Consider the following 18,936-nt stretch of genomic DNA (forward strand, 5'->3'; position numbering starts at 1 on the left):
CAGGATGCTTAAACTCCTTTCAACGGATGTTTGGACACCTGCTGAAAGATGTTAAAGTAGGTAGTGAATAAAATTTTTTCAATACTAGTAGTTAAAGGGGGATTTTTTTGGTTATCACCAATATACACATCAGAAAAATGACTAATAATGATTATGGCTTTATGGCTAAATGGTTGAGTACGAAAGAAGTTTTAGAATTTTATGGGGATATTAATTCACCATTTTCAATAGAACAAGTAAGGAAAAAATATGAGCCACGCGTTCGTGGTGAAATTCTAGTTCTCCCCTTCATTGTTGAGTTAGACGGTTCCCCAATAGGATTTATGCAATACTATAAACTTCAAACGGAAGAATTAAAAGAATTAGGCTACTTAAATAATGAAGTGGTTATTGGAATTGATCAATTTATCGGTAATCCTAATCAATTTAATAAAGGCTATGGAACTATTATGGTTTGTAAATTTATTCAACTCATAATTAAAATTACAGACGCTGAAATTATAATAGTAGACCCTGAAGTTTCTAACGAAAGAGCTATTAGATGTTACGAAAAATGCGGGTTTACAAAAGTTAAAACAATTAATAATGATTGTGCTTTGTTAATGGAATTTATAAATACTAAAATCTAACTCCATATTATCATTTGAAGTACAGTAAGTATTTCTCTTCCTCGATGTATTTTTATGATATATACTTTCTAGGAATGGGGGAAGATTTTTCAATGAGTAAAAATTTACTATCAAAGTTCAAAGCCTTTGCTAAAAAATTAAAACAAAATTTATTTGTACTTTACTTGTCTTATAAAGATCCAAGAACCCCCTGGTATGCAAAGCTTGTGGCAATACTAATAGTTGCTTATGCTTTTAGCCCAATAGATTTAATTCCGGATTTTATTCCTATTTTAGGGTATCTTGATGATTTGATAATTGTACCTTTTGGAATTATCTTCGCTTTAAAATTAATTCCACAACATGTGATTGATGATCATAAGGAAGCTGCGGATAAGTTAAAACAATCTGGAAAACCAAAGAATTGGTTTGTTGGTATTCTTTTTATTATTATTTGGGTTATCTTTGCAGTTTGGATTAGTAAAATAATTATTCATCATTTTTAACGGATTATTCAGCAAGACTTCCTGACTATATGATCATCTATCCAACTATTAGGAGGTATCTAGGATGACGCTAAAGATTATTAAAACCCTTTTAGCTATCTTTCTTGTGTTCATGTATTATTTGGGCTTTTGGTCAGCTAGCTCTACTCAAGAAATTATTCTTTTCTTTATTATGATCCTCTTTATTTATGAAGTAGGTGTTGAAACTGGTAAGAGGAAATATGAAACTACGAGGTCTTAGATTACTTTCTTTTATTTTTTCCAATTTTCTCGTTACCTCGTTTAAAATTACCTGTAATTTTAGCTAACAATAACTGTACTGCTGTTTGATTGTCTGCAACTTCTTTGATTTTTGCGATAAGTCGCTCGCCCTCCCTATCCTTTACAATTTTTATCTGTTTACCCTCGTATTCTATTACTACCGTTCCTTTTTTCGTTATTTGATAAGCAAATGGTTCTTCGCTTAATCTGTTTCGTTTATCTATTTCGCTCACTACACCATCTCCTTAATTGTTTTAGTCTCAAATAGTATATTCAAAAAAATCTGCTGGTCACTCGAGTTTATTTTTCGCCTCAATATGTATGGTGCTTGAAATAATGTATTCATTGCAAACCGACCAATTATCCCTTGGCTTAATTTCTGAGCTGTATCTTGTGACGGCGCTGCGGCATTTTCTATTTTGTTCAGAAAATGTTTATACCTAAATGTTAACCTACTATAAGAAAGGTAGGTGGTATTAATGTTAGAACCAATGGAATTTCTAATTAATCAAATACTAGAGAAACATGATGTAAAAAATGAAAATTTAGCCAAAGCACTTACGGAAATTTTTGATGCTTATTACAAACTTTCTCAACAAAAATCTGTTATAGACTTTGTGTTAAAAGACGGATTACATTAAAATGCGAATATTAATCATTACTGCAAGAGTCACATCTAGAATGCTGACTTTTGCAGACCTTCTTTCAAAAAGATTACTCTTCGTATTGCTCAATATTAAAAAAACAATCTAACAAATTTTATAATTCATTCATCATAAACAAGAAACAATTTCCAATTACTTTCGTCCTTTAATAATAAGGGGGAGATGTTCTATGATCGGTTTTCTTAACCTGGGAAGCCTAGTACTTGGTGTAATAGCAATACTGTTACCAATTTGTAGTCTTTTGAGTACTAATAAGAAAGTCCACAATTATAGATTAATCTTTTGCACTTTAAGTTTCAGTGCTTGTGCTATATCGATAAGTTTCCAATTATTTTATAATAACCACCTTGTTAAGATTGAGGATTGGTCTGCTCTTATGGATATAACTAGTAGTTCCGTATTTGCTGTAAACATATTATTAATCAGTACAATTCTATTAAATACACTAACAATAATTATTAATCCTGACAAAACAGTAAAAAACTTTACGAAATGAAGCAGACTATGCTAAGAAAAAGTGCAACAAAGATACCTAAAAAATAATAAATTTCAAATAAAAAGAGATCAAAAGACGAATCCAATTTGAACAAACTTTTTTCAAAATGGATTCGTCTTTTTTATTTAAATTATTTAAATCAAACTTTAATTCAATGTTACAACCGGCACTTTGTCTTTTCTTCTGATAAGAATACACTTTCAATTATAAACCTTTGAAAGCTTCAGTTTGCTCCTTGATTCCTTTTTCCGCAGCAAATCTCTCAATACTAGAAGCACCAAAGAATCCAACAATCCCATCTACTCTTTCAATAATATAAGCAGCATCTTCCGGTTCTGCAATTGGACCTCCATGGCAAATTGCTAATATTTCTGGATTTATAGACTTACCAGCATTAATAATTTTTTGAATTCGATCGACACAATCATCTAGAGTTAATGCAGTTTGTGCACCAATCGTTCCTTTTGTTGTTAATCCCATATGGGCCACTAAAATATCCGCACCCGCTTCAGCCATTTTCTTTGCTTGCTCTTCATCGAAGACATAAGGTGTAGTTAGTAGGTCTAATTCATTTGCCTTTCTAATCATATCTACTTCTAAATCATAGCCCATCCCTGTTTCCTCTAGATTTTGACGAAATACACCGTCAATTAAACCGACTGTAGGGAAGTTTTGAACCCCACTAAACCCTTGTTCTTTCAACTGCTTTAAGAAAACTTCCATCACTTTAAAAGGATCTGTTCCATTAACACCAGCTAGTACTGGAGTATCCTTTACAACTGGTAATACTTCATTCCCCATCTCAACAACAATTTGATTGGCATCACCATACGATAATAATCCGGCTAGGGAACCACGACCAGCCATTCTATAACGGCCAGAATTATAGATAATTAACATGTCAGCTCCACCGGCTTCACTACTTTTAGCTGTAATTCCTGTACCAGCTCCAACACCTAACAGAATATTACCTTTTTTTATTTCTTCTTTAAAACGATTCAATATTTCTTGTCTCTTTGACATGATTGCTATCCCTCTCTTTATTTTCTATTAATTCAATCAATTTCCTTGCTGCAGCTAGTGCAAACTCTTCACTATTAATATCCGCATTGATTTCAATCATTTCCACTTTGCTTTGGTCAACATTTTTTCTTAATGTATCAAATAACATTCTATCTTCTTCTAACCCATAAAAAGGTTGCCCTTCAACATCAAGACCAGAGAGCCCTTCTAGCGGTAAAAATAATGCTGTGTACCCTGTCGCTAAAGCTAATTTTTTTGCAATTACATCACCTATTTGTTTATTCTCTTCAACGGATGTACGCATCAAAGTAACTGTTGGATTATGCTTATAAAATTTTCGACCTTTAAATTTATCAGGGACAGAGTCAAATGGACCAAAGTTAACCATATCAATTGCACCCACCGATACAACTTGAGGAATTTGTTTTCTGGAAGCTGCTTCTAAACGATTCGGTCCAGCTTTCAAGACACCGCCAATTAACTCATCAGCCCATTCAGTGGTCGTTATGTCAAGGACACCATCTATAAATCCATTAGCTATTAAATTCTCCATTGTACGACCACCAACACCAGTAGCATGAAAAATCAATACCTCATATCCCTTAGCTTCTAAGAAATCTTTAGCCTGATTAATACAAGGTGTTGTCAGACCAAACATAGTTGCAGCAATAAGTGGTTTCTTTTTTACGATCGTTTTATTGTCAAAGTTAAGCATACCTGCTATTGCAAATACTGCATTTGTAAATATTTTAGTCGAAATTACATTTAAACCAGCAACGTCTACTACCGATGGAATCATAATGATGTCACTAGTTCCTACATATGGCTCCGTATTACCAGAAGCAACTGTAGAAACCATCACTTTTGGAACACCTATCGGTAGTGCTCTCATACCAGTTGTTACGATAGATGACCCTCCAGTACCTCCAAAGGAAAGTACACCGTCAAATTTACCTTCTTCATACAGTTTCGGCAAAAGCACTTCCATCCCTTTTGCAAGAACTGCGGTTGCATTTGCTCGATCTCTCTTTGTCGCAATGTCCTGTATATCTTCTTCAGCTGCAGCTGCTACTTCAGCATTTGATACGTCAGGCTCAAATGCTGGATTAAAAACACCAGTATGAATCGTAAAAGTATTGAAACCCAACGATTCAATCAACTCTTTTACATACAAATATTCTTTTCCTTTTGAATCAAATGTTCCAGCCAAAGCAATTGTTTTCATATCATCTCTCTCCCTTCTAGATCTTAAAATCGTCAAAATAATCATATAAGAAAGCGATTACATTTATTACTCCATTCCATAATAACGTTTTCTTTTGGGTGAGTTAATGTGTTTTTGTTCTATAAAATTGTCTCTTTGTTATATTATCAATTATGCCTTGGCATTATTGCGTCTGGACACGGCTTTGTATTTAGGCATGCAGATGTTTTTTGTGCGAAAGCGTAGCGGCAGCAACAACTGGTTTTGTCTGTGCGAAAGCGCAGCGGCAGCAACAACTGACTGGTTTTGTCTGTGCGAAAGCGCAGCAGCAGCAACATGATATTGGTCAATCAAGCGTTGCCACAGCTCGTGGCGTTCTTAGACTGAGTTCCTCTATTTCAGTGGGTGTCCAAACACCTGCTGATAGAAGTTAAATAGTTTTTAGGTGACACACCTTTATATTTTTTGAATATTTTACTAAATTGAGTGTAATCCGGATAACCTACCATTTCAGCGATATTATTTAGCGGTATTTTTTCAAATTTCAGTATTTCGATAGCGCGATTTATCCGAAAATTAATAAGATATTCAGTAAATGAAATACCCATCTCTTTTTTAAATAAAGTGCTTAAATAAGAGCGAGACAAACTTAATATTTCAGCGACTTCATTCAATGAAATTTCGTCCATATAATGTAGGTTGATATACTTCTTTGCAAAATTAATATAATCATCTCGGCTTCCTAAACCATCAGTAATTTTACTTATTAATTCATCCAATTGAAAATCGTTCGTCTGCTTAAATGATTTCGTAATATGTATAAGTGCTTGTTCATTTGGAATCCTTTCAAAAACGGAACCTCCGATGTATCCCTTAATAGTAGTATCATCGTACATATACTGAACATCTATAGGTTTATTGACCGGACCTCCATAAATCATGTTAATAATGTTTGGATTCAGTTCATCACATCTATTAAAAATAGTTACAGCCATCTTTTTGGCAGCATATAAAGATAAAATCTTTTTAGCGCCTAGTGATCCCCCATTCGTTAAACCTAAGTGAACACAAATAATATCTGCACCCGCTTCTACCATCCTTATAGCTTGTTCCTCATTAAATACAAAAGCTACTGTAAACAAACCTTTTTCACTAGCGATACGAATAGCTTCTACCTCTTTTTCATATGTAATCCCTTGTTCTTCTAGAGCTTCTCCAAAAAGCCCATCTATCAGGCCAATACTTGGATAATTATTAATACCTGCAAATCCCTTTTTCTGAATCAAATCGATATAGCTATCTAATTCAATTGTTGGATCTGTTGCACATAAACCAAAACAAACTGGAATTTTTTTAATCGTAGGAATGATCTCTTTGCATGCAAAATCCATTACAACATCATTACTATTGGCATACGGTAAAAAACCTGCTAATGAGCTTACTCCCATTAATCTAAACCGCCCTGAATTTAACGCAAGGATAAAATCAGCGCCACCTTGTTCTGCATATTTAGCTGTCATTCCAGAACCAGCTGCAACACCTAAAATATATCGATTTTTATTAATTTGTTTATTCATATAATTTTTTATTTCATACTTCTGATTTAGTTTGTCCTCCATTTAATTTTCACCCCTACAAACATTGTTTTGTCTTCAGTTATTTAATCATTCTTCTCTTTTAGTGTAATGAATATTATCTCTAATACCAAAGCTACACCTACTGATTTCCTAACTTTATTAGGTGAATTGCTTCAAAAACCTCTCCCTAAATCTCCCATAACCTTTTTACACCGGCTAATTCTTGCCCATTGAATTCCATTCTGTAAATGTCTGGCTTCGTTGTTTGTAATAAAAAGTCCAAATCATATCTACTATTATAAAAACCCATCATTAAAGTCATTACAGCCCCATGTGTGCCCATTACTACTTTCTGACCTTGATATTCGTTCACTATTTTTTCTAAAACTTTTATAGCACGTTTCTGGCAGTCAGCATTTGACTCGCCTCCCTCTAAAGCATAGGTTGGGTCAGAAAATGACTTTTGTAAAAAAGGGAATAATTCCTCGTCAGCAATTCGCTTATCTCCAGCAATAAATAGTTGCTCTTTTAGATCTTCAAATATAATTACCTCTTTTTCTATTTGATTTGCTACTTCCTGAACAGTTTGGATTGAACGACTATACGGGCTTGAAATAACAGTATCAATACCTTCTTTTAGTAAAATATCAGTTATTCGTTGAGCATCTAACCTACCCTTTTCAGTCAATTCTCTCGTTCTCTCATTTCCGTCTTTTGGTGAATCTCCATGTCGCACCATATATATGATTGTTTTCATAATGCCTCCTAAAATTTAGTTTTGACCTAAACCCTTTTTGTGTGAAGCTAAAATCCATATTGCACTGAAGAACTTCTACTGTTAATCTTCTGATATCGGTAAGACTGTAGAATATTTAATTTCTCTTAATGATAAGTTAGTTTGAATACGGGATATGCCCATCCTATTTAATTTTCTAATAAAGCTATCTAATTCTTTTCGATCTCTAACAATGACCTTTAAAAGATAATCATACTCTCCTGTTAAACAATGACATTCTAATATTTCGGTCATTGTTTTTAAGGTATTTTCCAAAACTTCTAATTCCTTAGCTTGATGAATATTGGTACTCATGAAAACATAGCACAGTAAATCGAATCCAAGTTTCTCAGGATTTAAAATGGCAACTTGTTTATCAATAAATCCTTCACTTTCTAAACGTTTTATCCTCGTGTGGGTTGCCGGCGGAGACAAATTCACCCGTCTCGCTATCTCTGCATTACTTATCTGAACCTCTCTCTGCAAAATATCCAGTATTTGAGTATCAACACGATCTAATAATTTTCTTTCCACATCTCTCATGATTTTTTTCTCCTTTTTTTATTCGAAATTATAGTCACTTTTGACAGCTATTATTAATTTTATTCTGTAAAACTTTATTTTTCTTTCCATTGTTTTGATTTTCATTATTCTTACGAAATATTATACTGCCAAATTAGCAAAAGTGTTATGATTCTTTTATTAAATGTAACTTGATTGTACATAAGACACTCAAAGGAGAGATAATGATTTGAAGAATGTCTATGTTTTATTAATGCTTTTAACTAGTTTACTTTGGGGTGGCAATTTTGTAGTGGCCAAATCTCTTGTTGACCATGCCTCTCCGTTAACACTGACGAGCTTAAGGTGGCTCATTGCTATAGTGGCACTTCTTCCAATGGTATGGTGGAAAGAGAAAAAAATGCTTCCCTCTCGAGCTGCCCTTCTCCCTTTATTTTTAATGGGCATTACAGGTGTGGTATTGTTCAATATTTTTCAATTTTTAGCATTAGAAAGAACTACGTCGACAAATGTTGGTCTCATTTCAACATTAAATACAATTTCTATTGCGTTTTTTTCATTTGTTTTTCTAAATGAAAAAATGAATAAACTTCAAGCATTTTCGATGTTATTTTCGTTGTTTGGTGTGCTTCTCGTACTTTCAAAGGGAAATATCGATTTTTTAATGTCTTTTCATTTTAATTTGGGTGATTTATGGATGGTAGCAGCTGTTTGTGTATGGGGAATTTATTCCGTCTGTAGTAAATGGGCAATGAAGACTACCTCGCCACTAATGTCCACTTTGTATTCAGGAATATTTGGACTTCTAGTACTATTGCCGTTTAACCTTAAGGATTTTGCCATTTCCAATGTAAATCATTCTTTTATTCTTTCTCTTTTATATACAGGTCTTATCTCCACTGTTGTTTGTATGGTACTTTGGAGTATTGGTATTCAACAATTAGGGGCTACAACATCGGGTGTTTTCCTTAATTTCAATCCGATTTTCACGGCAATTTTAGCGTTTTTATTTTTAGGAGAAAGCATCTCTTGGACTCAAGGGATTGGAGGATTGATTGTTATTTTAGGATGTTATTTATTTTCACATTTTAAGTCAAAAACAACCTATTTAAATACACGAATTTCAAATAAAAAAATGTCAACAAAATTTGGTGACACTCATAAATTACAATGAATTATATTTTTTCACTTCTAAAGGAATAGATAGTACATATAAATCTACAGCGTATGTAGTAATCGTAATCCCTTTACCTTTTTCAGTAAATTTTGCTTGAAGAAAACGTTCCGAAACTTTTCTTTTCCCCCACCTTTTAGGGAACCATTCAAATCCTAACATAAAATTATCACCTTTTAGTATTTTCTTTCATTAGACCCAAACGACAATTTGAACTGCATCCCAGTTAGTACGAAATTACAATTTGGATGCAGTTTAATTATGAGTGCCTAAAAAAGTTCTCGTATTTTTTGGTATTAGTTCCATTTTAATATAATGATTAATAATTTTCAAAAAAAGCTGTTGGCTCTAATCATTTTTGAATGTTCACTGACTTGTTGATAATGATACAATTCCTTCCCTCTTTTCCTAAGTACATGGTTTATACTTTAAAGAAGATGAATTATGAGTCCAAACTAATGTTCTACTACTGAAACATTAGCTGTAGAAAATAAACTGTTCGAGGTGAATCAAAGATGGGAAATTGTTGTAGTAGCCCTAAAAAAAATAGTAATGCAAACACTATTATTTGTCCGTCTTGCAAAAATAAAGCTAAAAACATACAGCTAATAACAATTAAATCCATGCTTAAACCATCTGTATTAGAATCTATAAATGCGATGGAAAATCACTATTTTTGTTCTACTAAAGGTTGTCATGTCGTTTATTTTGATACGAGAAATAAGGAATACACTCTTTCTGCTATAAAGATATCTGTGCATCAAAAGGATGACTCATTAAGTACACCGGTTTGCTATTGTTTTGATTGGACTAAAGAGAAAATTAAACACAATGTCGAAACTAAACTTACTCCAAATCCGTTAGAACATATTCGTGAAAATATAAAAGAGAATCGTTGTGGCTGTGAGGTAAACAATCCTCAAGGTAGTTGTTGTTTAGGAAATGTTACGAAATATATTAAAGATCTAGGCTAAATCGGAATAAAAAAGCGTCCTAAAACCCTTGTAAAACAGAGGTTTTAGGACCTTATTATTGCTCGTAAAAATTGTTAATCCATTAATTGATTAAACTTTTCTGTAGGGAACTCAACTCCTAGTTCCTTCATTTGTTTTTTTGCTTTCTCAATTAATTTGGTAGCCTCTTCTTTTGTTTCATCATCTAAATTCGTGAATCTTCCGCCCTTTTCATTATGAGTCGGAATCGATACACCAAAGTCTTTCAGTTGTTTGTTAGCTTCCTCTTGAGTTATTGAACCCTCTTTAACTTGTTTCATAATTTCTTGTACTTTTGTTTTTGTTTCATCATCTAAATTGGCGAATTTATCGCCTTTTCCATTATGGGTCGGAATTGATACTCCAAGGTCTTTCAGTTGTTTGTTAGCTTCCTCTTGAGTTAAGGCACCCTCTTTAACTTGTTTCATAATTTCTTGTACCTTTGTTTTCGCTCCATCATCTAATTTCGCGAATTTACCACCTTTTTCATTATGAGAGGGAATTGATACTCCAAGGTCTTTCAATTTTGTATTCGCTTCCTCCTGAGTCAAGGAACCGTCTTTAAGCTGTTTCATAATTTCTTGCACTTGTTTTTTTGTTTCATCATCTAAATTCGCGAACTTATCGCCTTTTCCAGTATGTTTTGAAGGTAATGACACCCCTAAGGTCGCTAGTTCATTCCTTAGATTGTTTAAAATTTCATCAACCTTTTGTTGAGTTTCAGTATCTAAATTTGTGAATTTTTCTACTTTAACTGTTTCCTTTTGAGTTGTAGCTGCGAGAGTTGGTATCGTTGTACCGCCAAATATTCCTAGTGATAAAGCTCCTGTCATAGCATAAATCGAAATCTTACTTCTTATTTTCATTTTTATTCACTCCTTGAATTAGTGTAACGGGATTTTTGCCCCTAAGCTTAGATTTAACTAAGCTGTATCTACACTATATCGATGAAGTGTGTCAGCTGTATGTCAAAAGAACAGAAATTTTAAAAAACGTTTTATAAGTTAAGTCAATTCCAAATGCCCTTCTACCTATAAATTAATTTTCGCAAAAACCATTTTTATGGAATCATACCATTTTTGAATCTTCTCTTCTGTTGTACCGTGATTTTCTCGTGATGAACTAATAAATTTAAAATACTAAACATTCGGGCTGATTTCATTGCACCCTCCTCTTTCATATGTATTCTATATCGGTATTATTCCTATTAGATGACTTACGAAATCTTTACCCTATTTGTTCAGTCTGATCTTTTTTCCAATAAGTATTTGGTCCATTACATGTTAATGTTGCGTTATTCGGTACCTGTTTCATTATAAGAAGAAGATTCAATAAATCAACTGACGAACCCATTGCGTTTAGTATGACCAAGAACTTTAATGTCGTTGTCAAGAGTCCAACTACACTTAAAATTAGTGGCAAAATTATTGACAGTATTATAAAAGGAGCAACTGTAATGAAGATATATCTTGATTTTAAAATCTCTTCTTCCGTAATAACAAAAGCCCCAAACAGAGTAAGCCCCACAAAAGTTTTTTTGGATTTCATAAAATTAGGAATGAACATCAAATGAAGTAATTCATGAATAATCATTAGTAAGACTAGCCACAAAATAATACTAAAGTTAATTGTTATAATTATTGCACCCTCTGAGAACCCAAAATCATTCAAAGAAATACTGGAGAAAATATTTATTACCCCAATAGAAATCATTGAAGCGATCATCATTAAAGGGATCGATAACAATATAGCACTTCTTAAATTTTTAGGTTCTTTCATAGGAATCCAGCCATTATCAATTAATTCTACATGTAAATTCGGGTTACTTTGCGGTAATTTGTTTAGTAATTTCATTTTACCCCTCCATTACAATCAATTGATTTTTAATAATCTCACTTAATTGGAAAATGCCTTCTTTAATTTCTTCGAGTGAAGCATACCCGTAGGAAATTCGTATAAATAATCCTGATTTTTCGGCATAAATACTACCAGGATTTAGAAGAATATTGTTGGATAACGACTTCTCAAACAGCCTTTTTACTTTATATTCTGGTTTTATTTTAACCCATATGAACAATCCTCCTTTTGGGATGTCCCACGTAGCGTAAGGACTCAAATATTTATCCAATGCATCTAAAGCAATTTTTCTACGCACACTAAGTTGTTCTCTTACTTTATCAAGATGATCCTCATATAGATTACTTGATAGCCACTCTGCTGCCACGAGCTGGGAAAGTGTACTTGATCCATAATCGGATTGCATTTTTAAATCTGCTAATCGATTAATGACTGACTCCGAACCGACTACCCACCCAATCCGTAATCCTGGACTAAGGGTTTTGGATAAACTTCCAACATACAATACATTCCCGTAATGGTCCATTGCTTTCAGTGGTTTAGGTGGTGGATTGTCAATCCATAAATCACGGTACACATCATCTTCTATAACTGGAAGTTGCTCTCTTTCACAGTATGCCATTAATTTCTGACGTCTCTCTTCTTGCATTAATGCGCCTGTTGGATTGTGGAAGGTTGGAATCGTATATAAAATATTCTTGCCCTTTTCATTAGTCGGATAAATGGAATCTATAATGATCCCCTCATTGTCCATCGTTAAGCCTTGCAACTCCATCCCAGCAGACTCAAAAACAGTCAATGAGTAAAGGTAAGAAGGCATTTCCAACAATACCGATGAACCTCTTTTCAGAAGTCCAATTGAAATTAGATGTAAAGCTTGAAGCGCACCAGAAACGACAAGGATGGACGACGGAGATGCTTCGATTCCTCTTACTTTTAAATAATCACTAATGGCTTGGCGTAATTTTATATTTCCTTTCGGCTCTTCATAGCCAAAAGTGGCCAATTGATTCGAAACCTTTTGAACAATGGCTTTCATCTCTTCTAAAGGGAACATCTCTGGTGATAACTCCCCTTTACTCAATTGAATAAGATTCGCATTCGATTCCGCTTCGTTAATTTCCTGCACCATGGAAACGCTTGGTTTATGCGTTCCTAATGTGACATTTTCATTCCAGTTCGCCGAGAATTTCCCTCCCATCAAAGTCCAAGTATTATTGGTGACCAACGTTTCCTTCCCTACTTTGCCTTCAATTAGTCCTTCTGCCATTAGTTCCTCTAAAGCTGTTATAACTGTACTCCGATTAACCTCAAACTGTTTTGCCAGATTACGTTGACTTGGTATAGGACTGCCAATCGGCCACTCCCCTTTAGCAATTTTTTCTTTTATAAAATCAATAATCACTTGATATTTTGGCTTTTTCATATGTACTCCCTTTAATGAACTGGTTGGTTTTTTTCATTTTAACCTGTTGGAGAAATTTTACCAAAATCCTATTAATATTGAAAATAAGAATTTAATTGGTTGGATTAAGAAAGTAAAACGAGGTGTATTCATGTTAAAAAGATTAGATTTAAAGATTATTTCTGCTCATTTCATAACAATCCTTTTATGGGCATCAGCTTTTCCAGGAATCCGAGTCGCATTGACGGCTTATTCACCCGAACATATATCATTACTACGATTATTAGTCGGCTCATTCGTATTAATCATCATCGCAGTTATTACTAAAACGCCTTTACCTGCACTAAAAGATATCCCAATTATTTTATTGCTTGGCTTTTTAGGATTCACTGTATATCAAGTAGCACTTAATTATGGGGAGCAAACGATTAGTGCTGGCGTTGCAAGTTTACTTGTTTCAACAACCCCTATATTCACCGCCTTGTTAGCTGTATTCTTTTTTCGTGAGAAGCTTGGGTTATGGGGATGGCTTGGTTCACTTGTTGGTTTTTGTGGTGTAGCATTTATTTCTGTAGGAGGTTCAACCGGAGACTTTGCTTTTAATACGGGGATCATCCTAGTTTTAGTAGCCTCCCTTTCAGAAAGTATATACTTTGTTTTTCAATGTCGTTATGTAAAAAAATATAGGGCTTTTCCATTCACGATGTACGCAATTTGGTCAGGTACTATTTTTATGCTACTATTCTCACCCGGGCTAAGTGATGCAATAATGGATGCACCGTTAAATGCAACATTAGTCATTTTGTATCTTGGAATCTTTCCAACAATCATTCCTTATTTTACGCTAGCTTATGTTACCTCACGAAATGGAGCAGCTGAAGCAACAAGTACGCTATATTTAACCTCTGTTTTTGCATTTCTTATCGCATGGATTTGGCTTGGTGAAGTCCCACATTTTTCAGCCGTAACAGGTGGCTTAATCACTTTAATAGGGGTATTTATTGCCAATATAAAGAAAGAAGATATTGTTCAAGAAAACAAAAATACTCAGAATTTAATCAAATGATCTCGATTAAAGAAATAGCGTTGACAACCCTTAGTAAAATCTAAGAATCGCTAATTTTTCATCTTTTGAGTAGTTACTTCGAGCCATAAAAAAATGCCCCCCTAGAAAAACAGATTTTTATTTTAATCTGTCTACCTAATGGGGGGGCATATCACGTTTCACTACTCGTTAATGAATATATTTACTATTTAGATCGGTCAAAATAAAATTAATCAACTAGTTACCCCAAAACCCATATTTTAATGGCTTATTCCCTGCATATATACCATTATCAGCAATGAAGGGCTTTATTAACCTATTCATTTCCGTTACATTTACAATTACAGAATCTGCAAATAAATGTCGAAAAATCTTCGTTAAAGACTCTTGTAGGATACGGTATAAATTTCTCACGTTTTTTTATGGTTTTGACCAGTTTTTTTGAACCAACCTCTTATCCTTTACTTCCTATGTTAAACAAAACATATTAATGTTTAAATTGTAAAGAAATCTTCATTATTGAGTTCTTTCTATTAATCTTTTATGAGTATTTATAACTTAGATGGTTGAGCTTTCGATATTCTTTGGAATCGGTGGGTTATATATTGCGCCACCTAATTGTTCCTTTAACTCAACTTTTGCCTTTTCAATGATTTGTGGTTGTAACAAAATATCGATGGCTGTAGTTGCCATTACCTTTCCGGCATGAAGCATCCCTTTGTGTCCGATGGATGTTCCTCCCTGTGCTACAACTTGCCAAGTATGAAGCTGTGTACCCATTGCAAAACAATTCGTTGCACACTGCACAGTAGGTACATTCCAACTAACATCTCCTACATCAGTAGAACCTGTCATATTAAACGTTTTATCTACATAAGGCATTAAAATGGAAGAAATATCTTGTTCTTTAATTTGCTGTAGTAATTCTTTTGGTACTGGTAGCTGAGATAGCATTCGGAAAATACTTAACTTGTCTGACTCTGGCATCGTGTTGCGAATTTCACTTGCGAAAGCTTTTTCTTTCTCATTAAATATCGGGACACCTACCTTGAGGAAATTCTGATACATTACAGCAGCTAAAGTTTTGTTTGGAATTAGATTAGAACATCCTTTATTATATAGGATTTCCACTTCTGTTTCAGTCATCATCGCTGCGCCTTTCGCTACCTTACATACACGTTGATAAATTTCTTCAACTTGCTCCAATTTAGGAGCACGTACCAAATAAAGTACTTCCGCTTCGGCTTGTACAACGTTTGGAGCTAGTCCTCCAGAATTTGTAATAGCATAGTGAATACGCGCTTCAGGTATAATATGCTCCCTTAAGAAATTAACTCCAACATTCATAAGTTCTAAGGCATCTAATGCACTTCTCCCAAGATGTGGAGATGATGATGCATGGGCTGCCTTCCCTTTAAATTTAAAGGCTACCTGATAGTTTGCTACATTTGTCACTGATGCAACAGCGTTAAATGGATAAGGGTGCCAAGAAATAGCAATATCTATATCATCAAACAAGCCTTCACTTACCATAATGGTTTTGCCAGATCCGCCTTCTTCCGCAGGGCAACCGTAATAACGAACAGTTCCCTGTAGCTGGTTTTCTTTCATGTATTGACGTACTGCAATTGCAGCAGCTAACGCCCCAGCACCTAGTAAATTGTGACCACACCCATGACCATTTCCGCTTTTTTCGATAGGACATTGTGTAGCTTGACCTCTTACCTGACTTAAACCAGGTAAAGCGTCATATTCTCCTAGAATGGCTATAACTGGTCCACCATTTCCATAGTTACCGATAAAAGCGGTTTCAAGTCCAGCTACTCCTCTTTCAACGTTAAATCCTTCTTCCTCTAATGTCTTACAAATTAGTTCTGCTGAGCGAAACTCCTCAAACTTTGTTTCGGCATATTCCCAAATACAATCACTTACATGAATCAATTGCTCTCTTTTTTCTTCAATAATGTCACAAATTCTCTGATGATTAAACATGAAAAACACCCTTTCTGTGATAGGCTATTGTACTTGGAAACCTATCTCTCCCTCTTTTTTATTTGTTTTATCTAAGTTCGTTTGAATTGTCAGCCCTATTAAAAGTGAAATGATAAGCGCTGCAATTAAAAACCAAAATCCAGCCTCATATGAACCATTAAATCGCTCAATCATAAATCCCATTACTGTAGGAGCAACGACACCTGCAAGATTTCCAGAAAGATAGATCCATCCTGAGGCTCTCCCCACACCTGAACTAGGGATGTGTTTTAGGATAATTGTAAATATTGTGACAACTCCAGATACAATGCTGATACTTGCTATCGTCATACAAATCAAAACTTCTACGATGGAAGGAGATTGTGTCATAAACAGTAAAGAGATCATTGTCGTAAGAGAACCTGTAATGATAACAATTTTCTCCCGTCCGGCTACGTATTTATCAAGTATCCAACCTATTCCAATTACACCTACTATTGTAAAAAATGCCGGAATAGTAATTAATGCACCCATCGACACTAAATTTAAATGATGTACATTTACCATATATGAAGGTAACCATGACTGACTGCCCCAAGATACAATGGAAAAACCAAAATAAACAACCATCAATTTCCACAATAAAGGTTTTTTGAATAACTCAATCAATGTAATTTTTTCATTAGTACTATGTTTTTGAACATCGATGCCTCCAGGACGGTAGTACTTGATGTATAGTGGAGAAAGAAGTAAACCAACACAACCTAAAATAACAAACATTAACTTCCATCCGAATCCAGTTATTAAACCAGCCACAAACAAAGAACCTAGCGCACCACCAATCTTTCCTCCAGCTGAAAGAGTGGATTTAGCTCGTGAACGTTCTTCAAAGGGGAATGTTTCTCCAATGGCTGCTACACTTGCTGATGGGTAGCTTCCTTCCCCAATACCAAATAAAAAACGAATAGTAATTAATGATGCTAAAGACCAAGCAAGCCCAGTAAAGATCGTAATCATGGACCATGTAATTAGAGAAATAATAATCACTTTTCGTGTGCCGAATCGATCTGCTAGACTACCACCAATTGGCTGCATAATCGCAAAACTTAAAAAAAAGCTACTGATAACTAAACCCATTTGCGTTTCTGTTAAACCGAACTCTTTAGAGATAGGGATAACAGCCACATTAATGGCAACCTTGTCAAAAGTACTGAGCAGCTCTCCAAAAATAAGTAATAATAGAATTACTGTTTTTGTTTTTCTATTTGTAGCAGTTGTGTTCATCTTTGATTCCCCCTTTATTAATTTTCCTGACAATTATTCTTGTATGAAAAAAATTCGCCATATCTCCCCTTGTATAAGACTATGGATTTTTAGACATAAATAAGACGAATTGTCTGAAAATAATTATAAATTTATTAATATTCTTTTTCAAGGCTTTTTTTATTCATTTCCATTGTCAAAAGGAATGGCTTATAATTGTTATCAGTGAATAAAAGGAGGGATTGAGAATGATCCGGTTGGGTGTCTTAATTGCTCAGCATTCTCTCAAAGAAATAAAAACGGTACCTGATCGTCTCCGTGAGAGCTGTGAGATCATCATGATTCCTTATCAACGCTTACAGGAAACAATTGATCTATACCAACAAAATATGCACGATGTAGATGGGTTCGTACTAACCGAGCTAGCGTACCATTATTTAACAGACCAATGGAATAGCTTTCCCATTCCAACGTATTACTTTCAATTTACAAAAGAGGAATTTTATGAAAAGCTATTACAAATCAGTTTGTCTAACCGTACGCTTGAATTTTCAAGGATTTACATCGATTTTGTTGCGAGTCAAAACAATTTCCTCGGATTAAAAGACGTATTGTCTAAAAAGGACATGCCACATTTGGTTTCCTTTTCTAAGGTGACGGATGATGGCTACGAACAAGTACTAAATGAACATATTCGATTATGGCAAGAAGGAAAAATTGATTTGTCTTTAACCCGTTTGAGTAATATCGTTGATGATTTAACTCGACATGGAATTCCCCATATTTTTCTGTTTCCATCGACTGATTCGGTTATCCAGCAATTCGAACAAATCATAAATGAGCTATCAGTGATTAAACTAGCTGAGAACCAAATTGCTATTGGTCATGTCTCCATTGGATATTCGGACACCACCAAACAAAACATAAATGAGTGGGAGTTTCAGCAAATGTTATTGCATAAATCGCTTTTAGAATTTAATACTGAGCAAGAGGTCCCCTTCCTCATTCAAATATCGAATGGCAGTTTTGAACTCATCAGTTCATATAGAGAATTGAAGACACTTACTAATAATCTTTCACAATGCTTGTTAATGTCTTATCTCTCGAAAGTATTGCCATTTCAGGTTCACCTTGGTTGGGGTGTCAATAATACAATCTATAAAGCGCGTATAAATGCGCAGTATGCTAACCGTTTATCTATTACAAGCCGACCTCATGGCACTTTTGTTGTGACAGATTCAAATAAGGTGATTGGGCCATTGAATGAAGGAGATAATCTTGAAAATTTTAAAGGAATAAACAAGTCAATCCAACGTATTAGCAAAGATGTGGAAATTTCTACGCTGCAGCTTCAAAAAATCATGGCTGTAATGAAAAAGACCAATAGCAATGAAATGACAGCTGAGGAACTTGCCTATCATCTCGATGTCACTATACGCAGTGCTAACCGTATTTTAAATCGGTTGGAGGAAAAAGGAGCTGCACGTATCCTTTATAAAAAACAAGAGAAATTGCGAGGAAGACCAAAGAAAATCTATCACATTGAATTTACTGGATTGGAATAATCGCAAATTCACTTCATATACGTTAAG

The 18,936-nt window shown here is 34.4% G+C and carries 21 protein-coding genes; 9 read left to right on the forward strand and 12 right to left on the reverse strand.

Annotated elements, in window-relative coordinates:
- Nucleotides 1–107 precede the first annotated feature (107 nt).
- From ABNX05_RS01870 to ABNX05_RS01880, 3 genes are all read left to right on the forward strand, one after another.
- Nucleotides 108–629, forward strand: coding sequence for a GNAT family N-acetyltransferase (locus ABNX05_RS01870; protein WP_349658132.1), 522 nt, complete (start codon nt 108–110; stop codon nt 627–629).
- Between the two features lie 92 nt (nt 630–721).
- On the forward strand, nt 722–1,114 hold the full coding sequence (locus tag ABNX05_RS01875) for a YkvA family protein (RefSeq protein WP_349658133.1): 393 nt from the start codon (nt 722–724) through the stop codon (nt 1,112–1,114).
- Between the two features lie 64 nt (nt 1,115–1,178).
- On the forward strand, nt 1,179–1,355 hold the full coding sequence (locus ABNX05_RS01880; protein ID WP_349658134.1) for a hypothetical protein: 177 nt from the start codon (nt 1,179–1,181) through the stop codon (nt 1,353–1,355).
- 1 nt (nt 1,356) lies between these two features.
- Here ABNX05_RS01880 and ABNX05_RS01885 read toward each other — a convergent pair whose 3' ends face one another.
- Nucleotides 1,357–1,608 (reverse strand): hypothetical protein, encoded by a 252-nt coding sequence (locus ABNX05_RS01885; protein ID WP_349658135.1) that lies wholly within the window; start codon nt 1,606–1,608, stop codon nt 1,357–1,359.
- 246 nt (nt 1,609–1,854) lie between these two features.
- Here ABNX05_RS01885 and ABNX05_RS01890 point away from each other — a divergent pair, with 246 nt between their 5' ends.
- A complete protein-coding gene (locus ABNX05_RS01890) occupies nt 1,855–2,016 on the forward strand; it encodes a hypothetical protein (RefSeq protein WP_349658136.1) in 162 nt (53 codons plus the stop codon).
- 724 nt (nt 2,017–2,740) lie between these two features.
- Here the strand turns inward: ABNX05_RS01890 and ABNX05_RS01895 are convergent.
- Together ABNX05_RS01895 and ABNX05_RS01900 are read right to left on the reverse strand one after the other, a co-directional pair.
- Nucleotides 2,741–3,559, reverse strand: a complete 819-nt coding sequence (locus tag ABNX05_RS01895; RefSeq protein WP_349658137.1) for a phosphoenolpyruvate hydrolase family protein — start codon at nt 3,557–3,559, stop codon at nt 2,741–2,743.
- Nucleotides 3,525–4,784 (reverse strand): Tm-1-like ATP-binding domain-containing protein, encoded by a 1,260-nt coding sequence (locus ABNX05_RS01900; RefSeq protein ID WP_349658138.1) that lies wholly within the window; start codon nt 4,782–4,784, stop codon nt 3,525–3,527. The genes ABNX05_RS01895 and ABNX05_RS01900 overlap by 35 nt, the downstream gene beginning before the upstream one ends.
- A 209-nt stretch (nt 4,785–4,993) precedes the next feature.
- On the opposite strand from ABNX05_RS01900, the gene ABNX05_RS01905 reads away from it, so the two are divergent.
- A complete protein-coding gene (locus ABNX05_RS01905) occupies nt 4,994–5,197 on the forward strand; it encodes a hypothetical protein (RefSeq protein WP_349658139.1) in 204 nt (67 codons plus the stop codon).
- On the opposite strand, the gene ABNX05_RS01910 is transcribed toward ABNX05_RS01905, so the two are convergent.
- The 3 genes from ABNX05_RS01910 to ABNX05_RS01920 form a co-directional block, all read right to left on the reverse strand.
- Complete coding sequence (locus ABNX05_RS01910; RefSeq protein WP_349658140.1) at nt 5,162–6,382, reverse strand: phosphoenolpyruvate hydrolase family protein; 1,221 nt, start codon at nt 6,380–6,382, stop codon at nt 5,162–5,164. The genes ABNX05_RS01905 and ABNX05_RS01910 overlap by 36 nt on opposite strands.
- A 145-nt stretch (nt 6,383–6,527) precedes the next feature.
- Nucleotides 6,528–7,097, reverse strand: a complete 570-nt coding sequence (locus ABNX05_RS01915) for a histidine phosphatase family protein (protein ID WP_349658141.1) — start codon at nt 7,095–7,097, stop codon at nt 6,528–6,530.
- An 81-nt stretch (nt 7,098–7,178) separates the two neighbouring features.
- Nucleotides 7,179–7,658 (reverse strand): Lrp/AsnC family transcriptional regulator, encoded by a 480-nt coding sequence (locus ABNX05_RS01920; protein WP_349658142.1) that lies wholly within the window; start codon nt 7,656–7,658, stop codon nt 7,179–7,181.
- Nucleotides 7,659–7,890: 232 nt separating this feature from the next.
- Here ABNX05_RS01920 and ABNX05_RS01925 point away from each other — a divergent pair, with 232 nt between their 5' ends.
- A complete protein-coding gene (locus tag ABNX05_RS01925) occupies nt 7,891–8,811 on the forward strand; it encodes a DMT family transporter (RefSeq protein ID WP_349658304.1) in 921 nt (306 codons plus the stop codon).
- Here the strand turns inward: ABNX05_RS01925 and ABNX05_RS01930 are convergent.
- Nucleotides 8,803–8,973, reverse strand: a complete 171-nt coding sequence (locus tag ABNX05_RS01930) for a hypothetical protein (RefSeq protein ID WP_197140659.1) — start codon at nt 8,971–8,973, stop codon at nt 8,803–8,805. The two genes, ABNX05_RS01925 and ABNX05_RS01930, sit on opposite strands and share 9 nt — an antisense overlap.
- 353 nt (nt 8,974–9,326) lie before the next feature.
- Here ABNX05_RS01930 and ABNX05_RS01935 point away from each other — a divergent pair, with 353 nt between their 5' ends.
- Entirely contained in the window at nt 9,327–9,785 is a 459-nt protein-coding gene (locus tag ABNX05_RS01935; RefSeq protein WP_349658143.1) for a putative iron-sulfur cluster-binding metallochaperone, read from the forward strand.
- Between the two features lie 74 nt (nt 9,786–9,859).
- On the opposite strand, the gene ABNX05_RS01940 is transcribed toward ABNX05_RS01935, so the two are convergent.
- The 3 genes from ABNX05_RS01940 to ABNX05_RS01950 form a co-directional block, all read right to left on the reverse strand.
- Nucleotides 9,860–10,669 (reverse strand): hypothetical protein, encoded by an 810-nt coding sequence (locus ABNX05_RS01940; RefSeq protein WP_349658144.1) that lies wholly within the window; start codon nt 10,667–10,669, stop codon nt 9,860–9,862.
- Between the two features lie 361 nt (nt 10,670–11,030).
- The gene (locus ABNX05_RS01945) at nt 11,031–11,657 is read right to left on the reverse strand and encodes a DUF3267 domain-containing protein (protein WP_349658145.1); all 627 of its coding nucleotides are present in this window, start codon (nt 11,655–11,657) and stop codon (nt 11,031–11,033) included.
- Nucleotide 11,658: 1 nt separating this feature from the next.
- Nucleotides 11,659–13,086 carry an aminotransferase-like domain-containing protein gene (locus ABNX05_RS01950; protein WP_349658146.1) on the reverse strand — a complete coding sequence of 476 codons (1,428 nt, stop codon included), beginning with the start codon at nt 13,084–13,086 and terminating at the stop codon, nt 11,659–11,661.
- 130 nt (nt 13,087–13,216) lie between these two features.
- On the opposite strand from ABNX05_RS01950, the gene ABNX05_RS01955 reads away from it, so the two are divergent.
- Nucleotides 13,217–14,131 (forward strand): DMT family transporter, encoded by a 915-nt coding sequence (locus ABNX05_RS01955; protein WP_349658305.1) that lies wholly within the window; start codon nt 13,217–13,219, stop codon nt 14,129–14,131.
- 537 nt (nt 14,132–14,668) lie between these two features.
- Here the strand turns inward: ABNX05_RS01955 and ABNX05_RS01960 are convergent.
- Nucleotides 14,669–16,102: a M20 family metallopeptidase gene (locus ABNX05_RS01960; RefSeq protein WP_349658147.1), complete on the reverse strand. Its 1,434-nt coding sequence runs from the start codon at nt 16,100–16,102 to the stop codon at nt 14,669–14,671.
- A 24-nt stretch (nt 16,103–16,126) separates the two neighbouring features.
- On the reverse strand, nt 16,127–17,365 hold the full coding sequence (locus ABNX05_RS01965) for an MFS transporter (protein WP_349658148.1): 1,239 nt from the start codon (nt 17,363–17,365) through the stop codon (nt 16,127–16,129).
- Between the two features lie 227 nt (nt 17,366–17,592).
- On the opposite strand from ABNX05_RS01965, the gene ABNX05_RS01970 reads away from it, so the two are divergent.
- Nucleotides 17,593–18,909, forward strand: a complete 1,317-nt coding sequence (locus ABNX05_RS01970; RefSeq protein ID WP_349658149.1) for an HTH domain-containing protein — start codon at nt 17,593–17,595, stop codon at nt 18,907–18,909.
- The last annotated feature ends 27 nt before the right edge of the window (nt 18,910–18,936 follow it).

Source organism: Lysinibacillus zambalensis (genome assembly GCF_040183165.1).
Classification (GTDB): domain Bacteria; phylum Bacillota; class Bacilli; order Bacillales_A; family Planococcaceae; genus Lysinibacillus; species Lysinibacillus zambalensis.

Excerpts from the sequence above, each read along its gene's own strand:
- ABNX05_RS01875 (WP_349658133.1), top strand. The coding sequence starts at position 722 with ATGAGTAAAAATTTACTATCAAAGTTCAAAGCCTTTGCTAAAAAATTA.
- ABNX05_RS01880 (WP_349658134.1), top strand. The coding sequence starts at position 1,179 with ATGACGCTAAAGATTATTAAAACCCTTTTAGCTATCTTTCTTGTGTTC.
- ABNX05_RS01890 (WP_349658136.1), top strand. The coding sequence starts at position 1,855 with ATGTTAGAACCAATGGAATTTCTAATTAATCAAATACTAGAGAAACAT.
- ABNX05_RS01895 (WP_349658137.1), bottom strand. The coding sequence starts at position 3,559 with ATGTCAAAGAGACAAGAAATATTGAATCGTTTTAAAGAAGAAATAAAA.
- ABNX05_RS01900 (WP_349658138.1), bottom strand. The coding sequence starts at position 4,784 with ATGAAAACAATTGCTTTGGCTGGAACATTTGATTCAAAAGGAAAAGAA.
- ABNX05_RS01910 (WP_349658140.1), bottom strand. The coding sequence starts at position 6,382 with ATGGAGGACAAACTAAATCAGAAGTATGAAATAAAAAATTATATGAAT.
- ABNX05_RS01915 (WP_349658141.1), bottom strand. The coding sequence starts at position 7,097 with ATGAAAACAATCATATATATGGTGCGACATGGAGATTCACCAAAAGAC.
- ABNX05_RS01920 (WP_349658142.1), bottom strand. The coding sequence starts at position 7,658 with ATGAGAGATGTGGAAAGAAAATTATTAGATCGTGTTGATACTCAAATA.
- ABNX05_RS01925 (WP_349658304.1), top strand. The coding sequence starts at position 7,891 with ATGCTTTTAACTAGTTTACTTTGGGGTGGCAATTTTGTAGTGGCCAAA.
- ABNX05_RS01930 (WP_197140659.1), bottom strand. The coding sequence starts at position 8,973 with ATGTTAGGATTTGAATGGTTCCCTAAAAGGTGGGGGAAAAGAAAAGTT.
- ABNX05_RS01935 (WP_349658143.1), top strand. The coding sequence starts at position 9,327 with ATGGGAAATTGTTGTAGTAGCCCTAAAAAAAATAGTAATGCAAACACT.
- ABNX05_RS01940 (WP_349658144.1), bottom strand. The coding sequence starts at position 10,669 with ATGAAAATAAGAAGTAAGATTTCGATTTATGCTATGACAGGAGCTTTA.
- ABNX05_RS01945 (WP_349658145.1), bottom strand. The coding sequence starts at position 11,657 with ATGAAATTACTAAACAAATTACCGCAAAGTAACCCGAATTTACATGTA.
- ABNX05_RS01950 (WP_349658146.1), bottom strand. The coding sequence starts at position 13,086 with ATGAAAAAGCCAAAATATCAAGTGATTATTGATTTTATAAAAGAAAAA.
- ABNX05_RS01955 (WP_349658305.1), top strand. The coding sequence starts at position 13,217 with ATGTTAAAAAGATTAGATTTAAAGATTATTTCTGCTCATTTCATAACA.
- ABNX05_RS01960 (WP_349658147.1), bottom strand. The coding sequence starts at position 16,102 with ATGTTTAATCATCAGAGAATTTGTGACATTATTGAAGAAAAAAGAGAG.
- ABNX05_RS01965 (WP_349658148.1), bottom strand. The coding sequence starts at position 17,365 with ATGAACACAACTGCTACAAATAGAAAAACAAAAACAGTAATTCTATTA.
- ABNX05_RS01970 (WP_349658149.1), top strand. The coding sequence starts at position 17,593 with ATGATCCGGTTGGGTGTCTTAATTGCTCAGCATTCTCTCAAAGAAATA.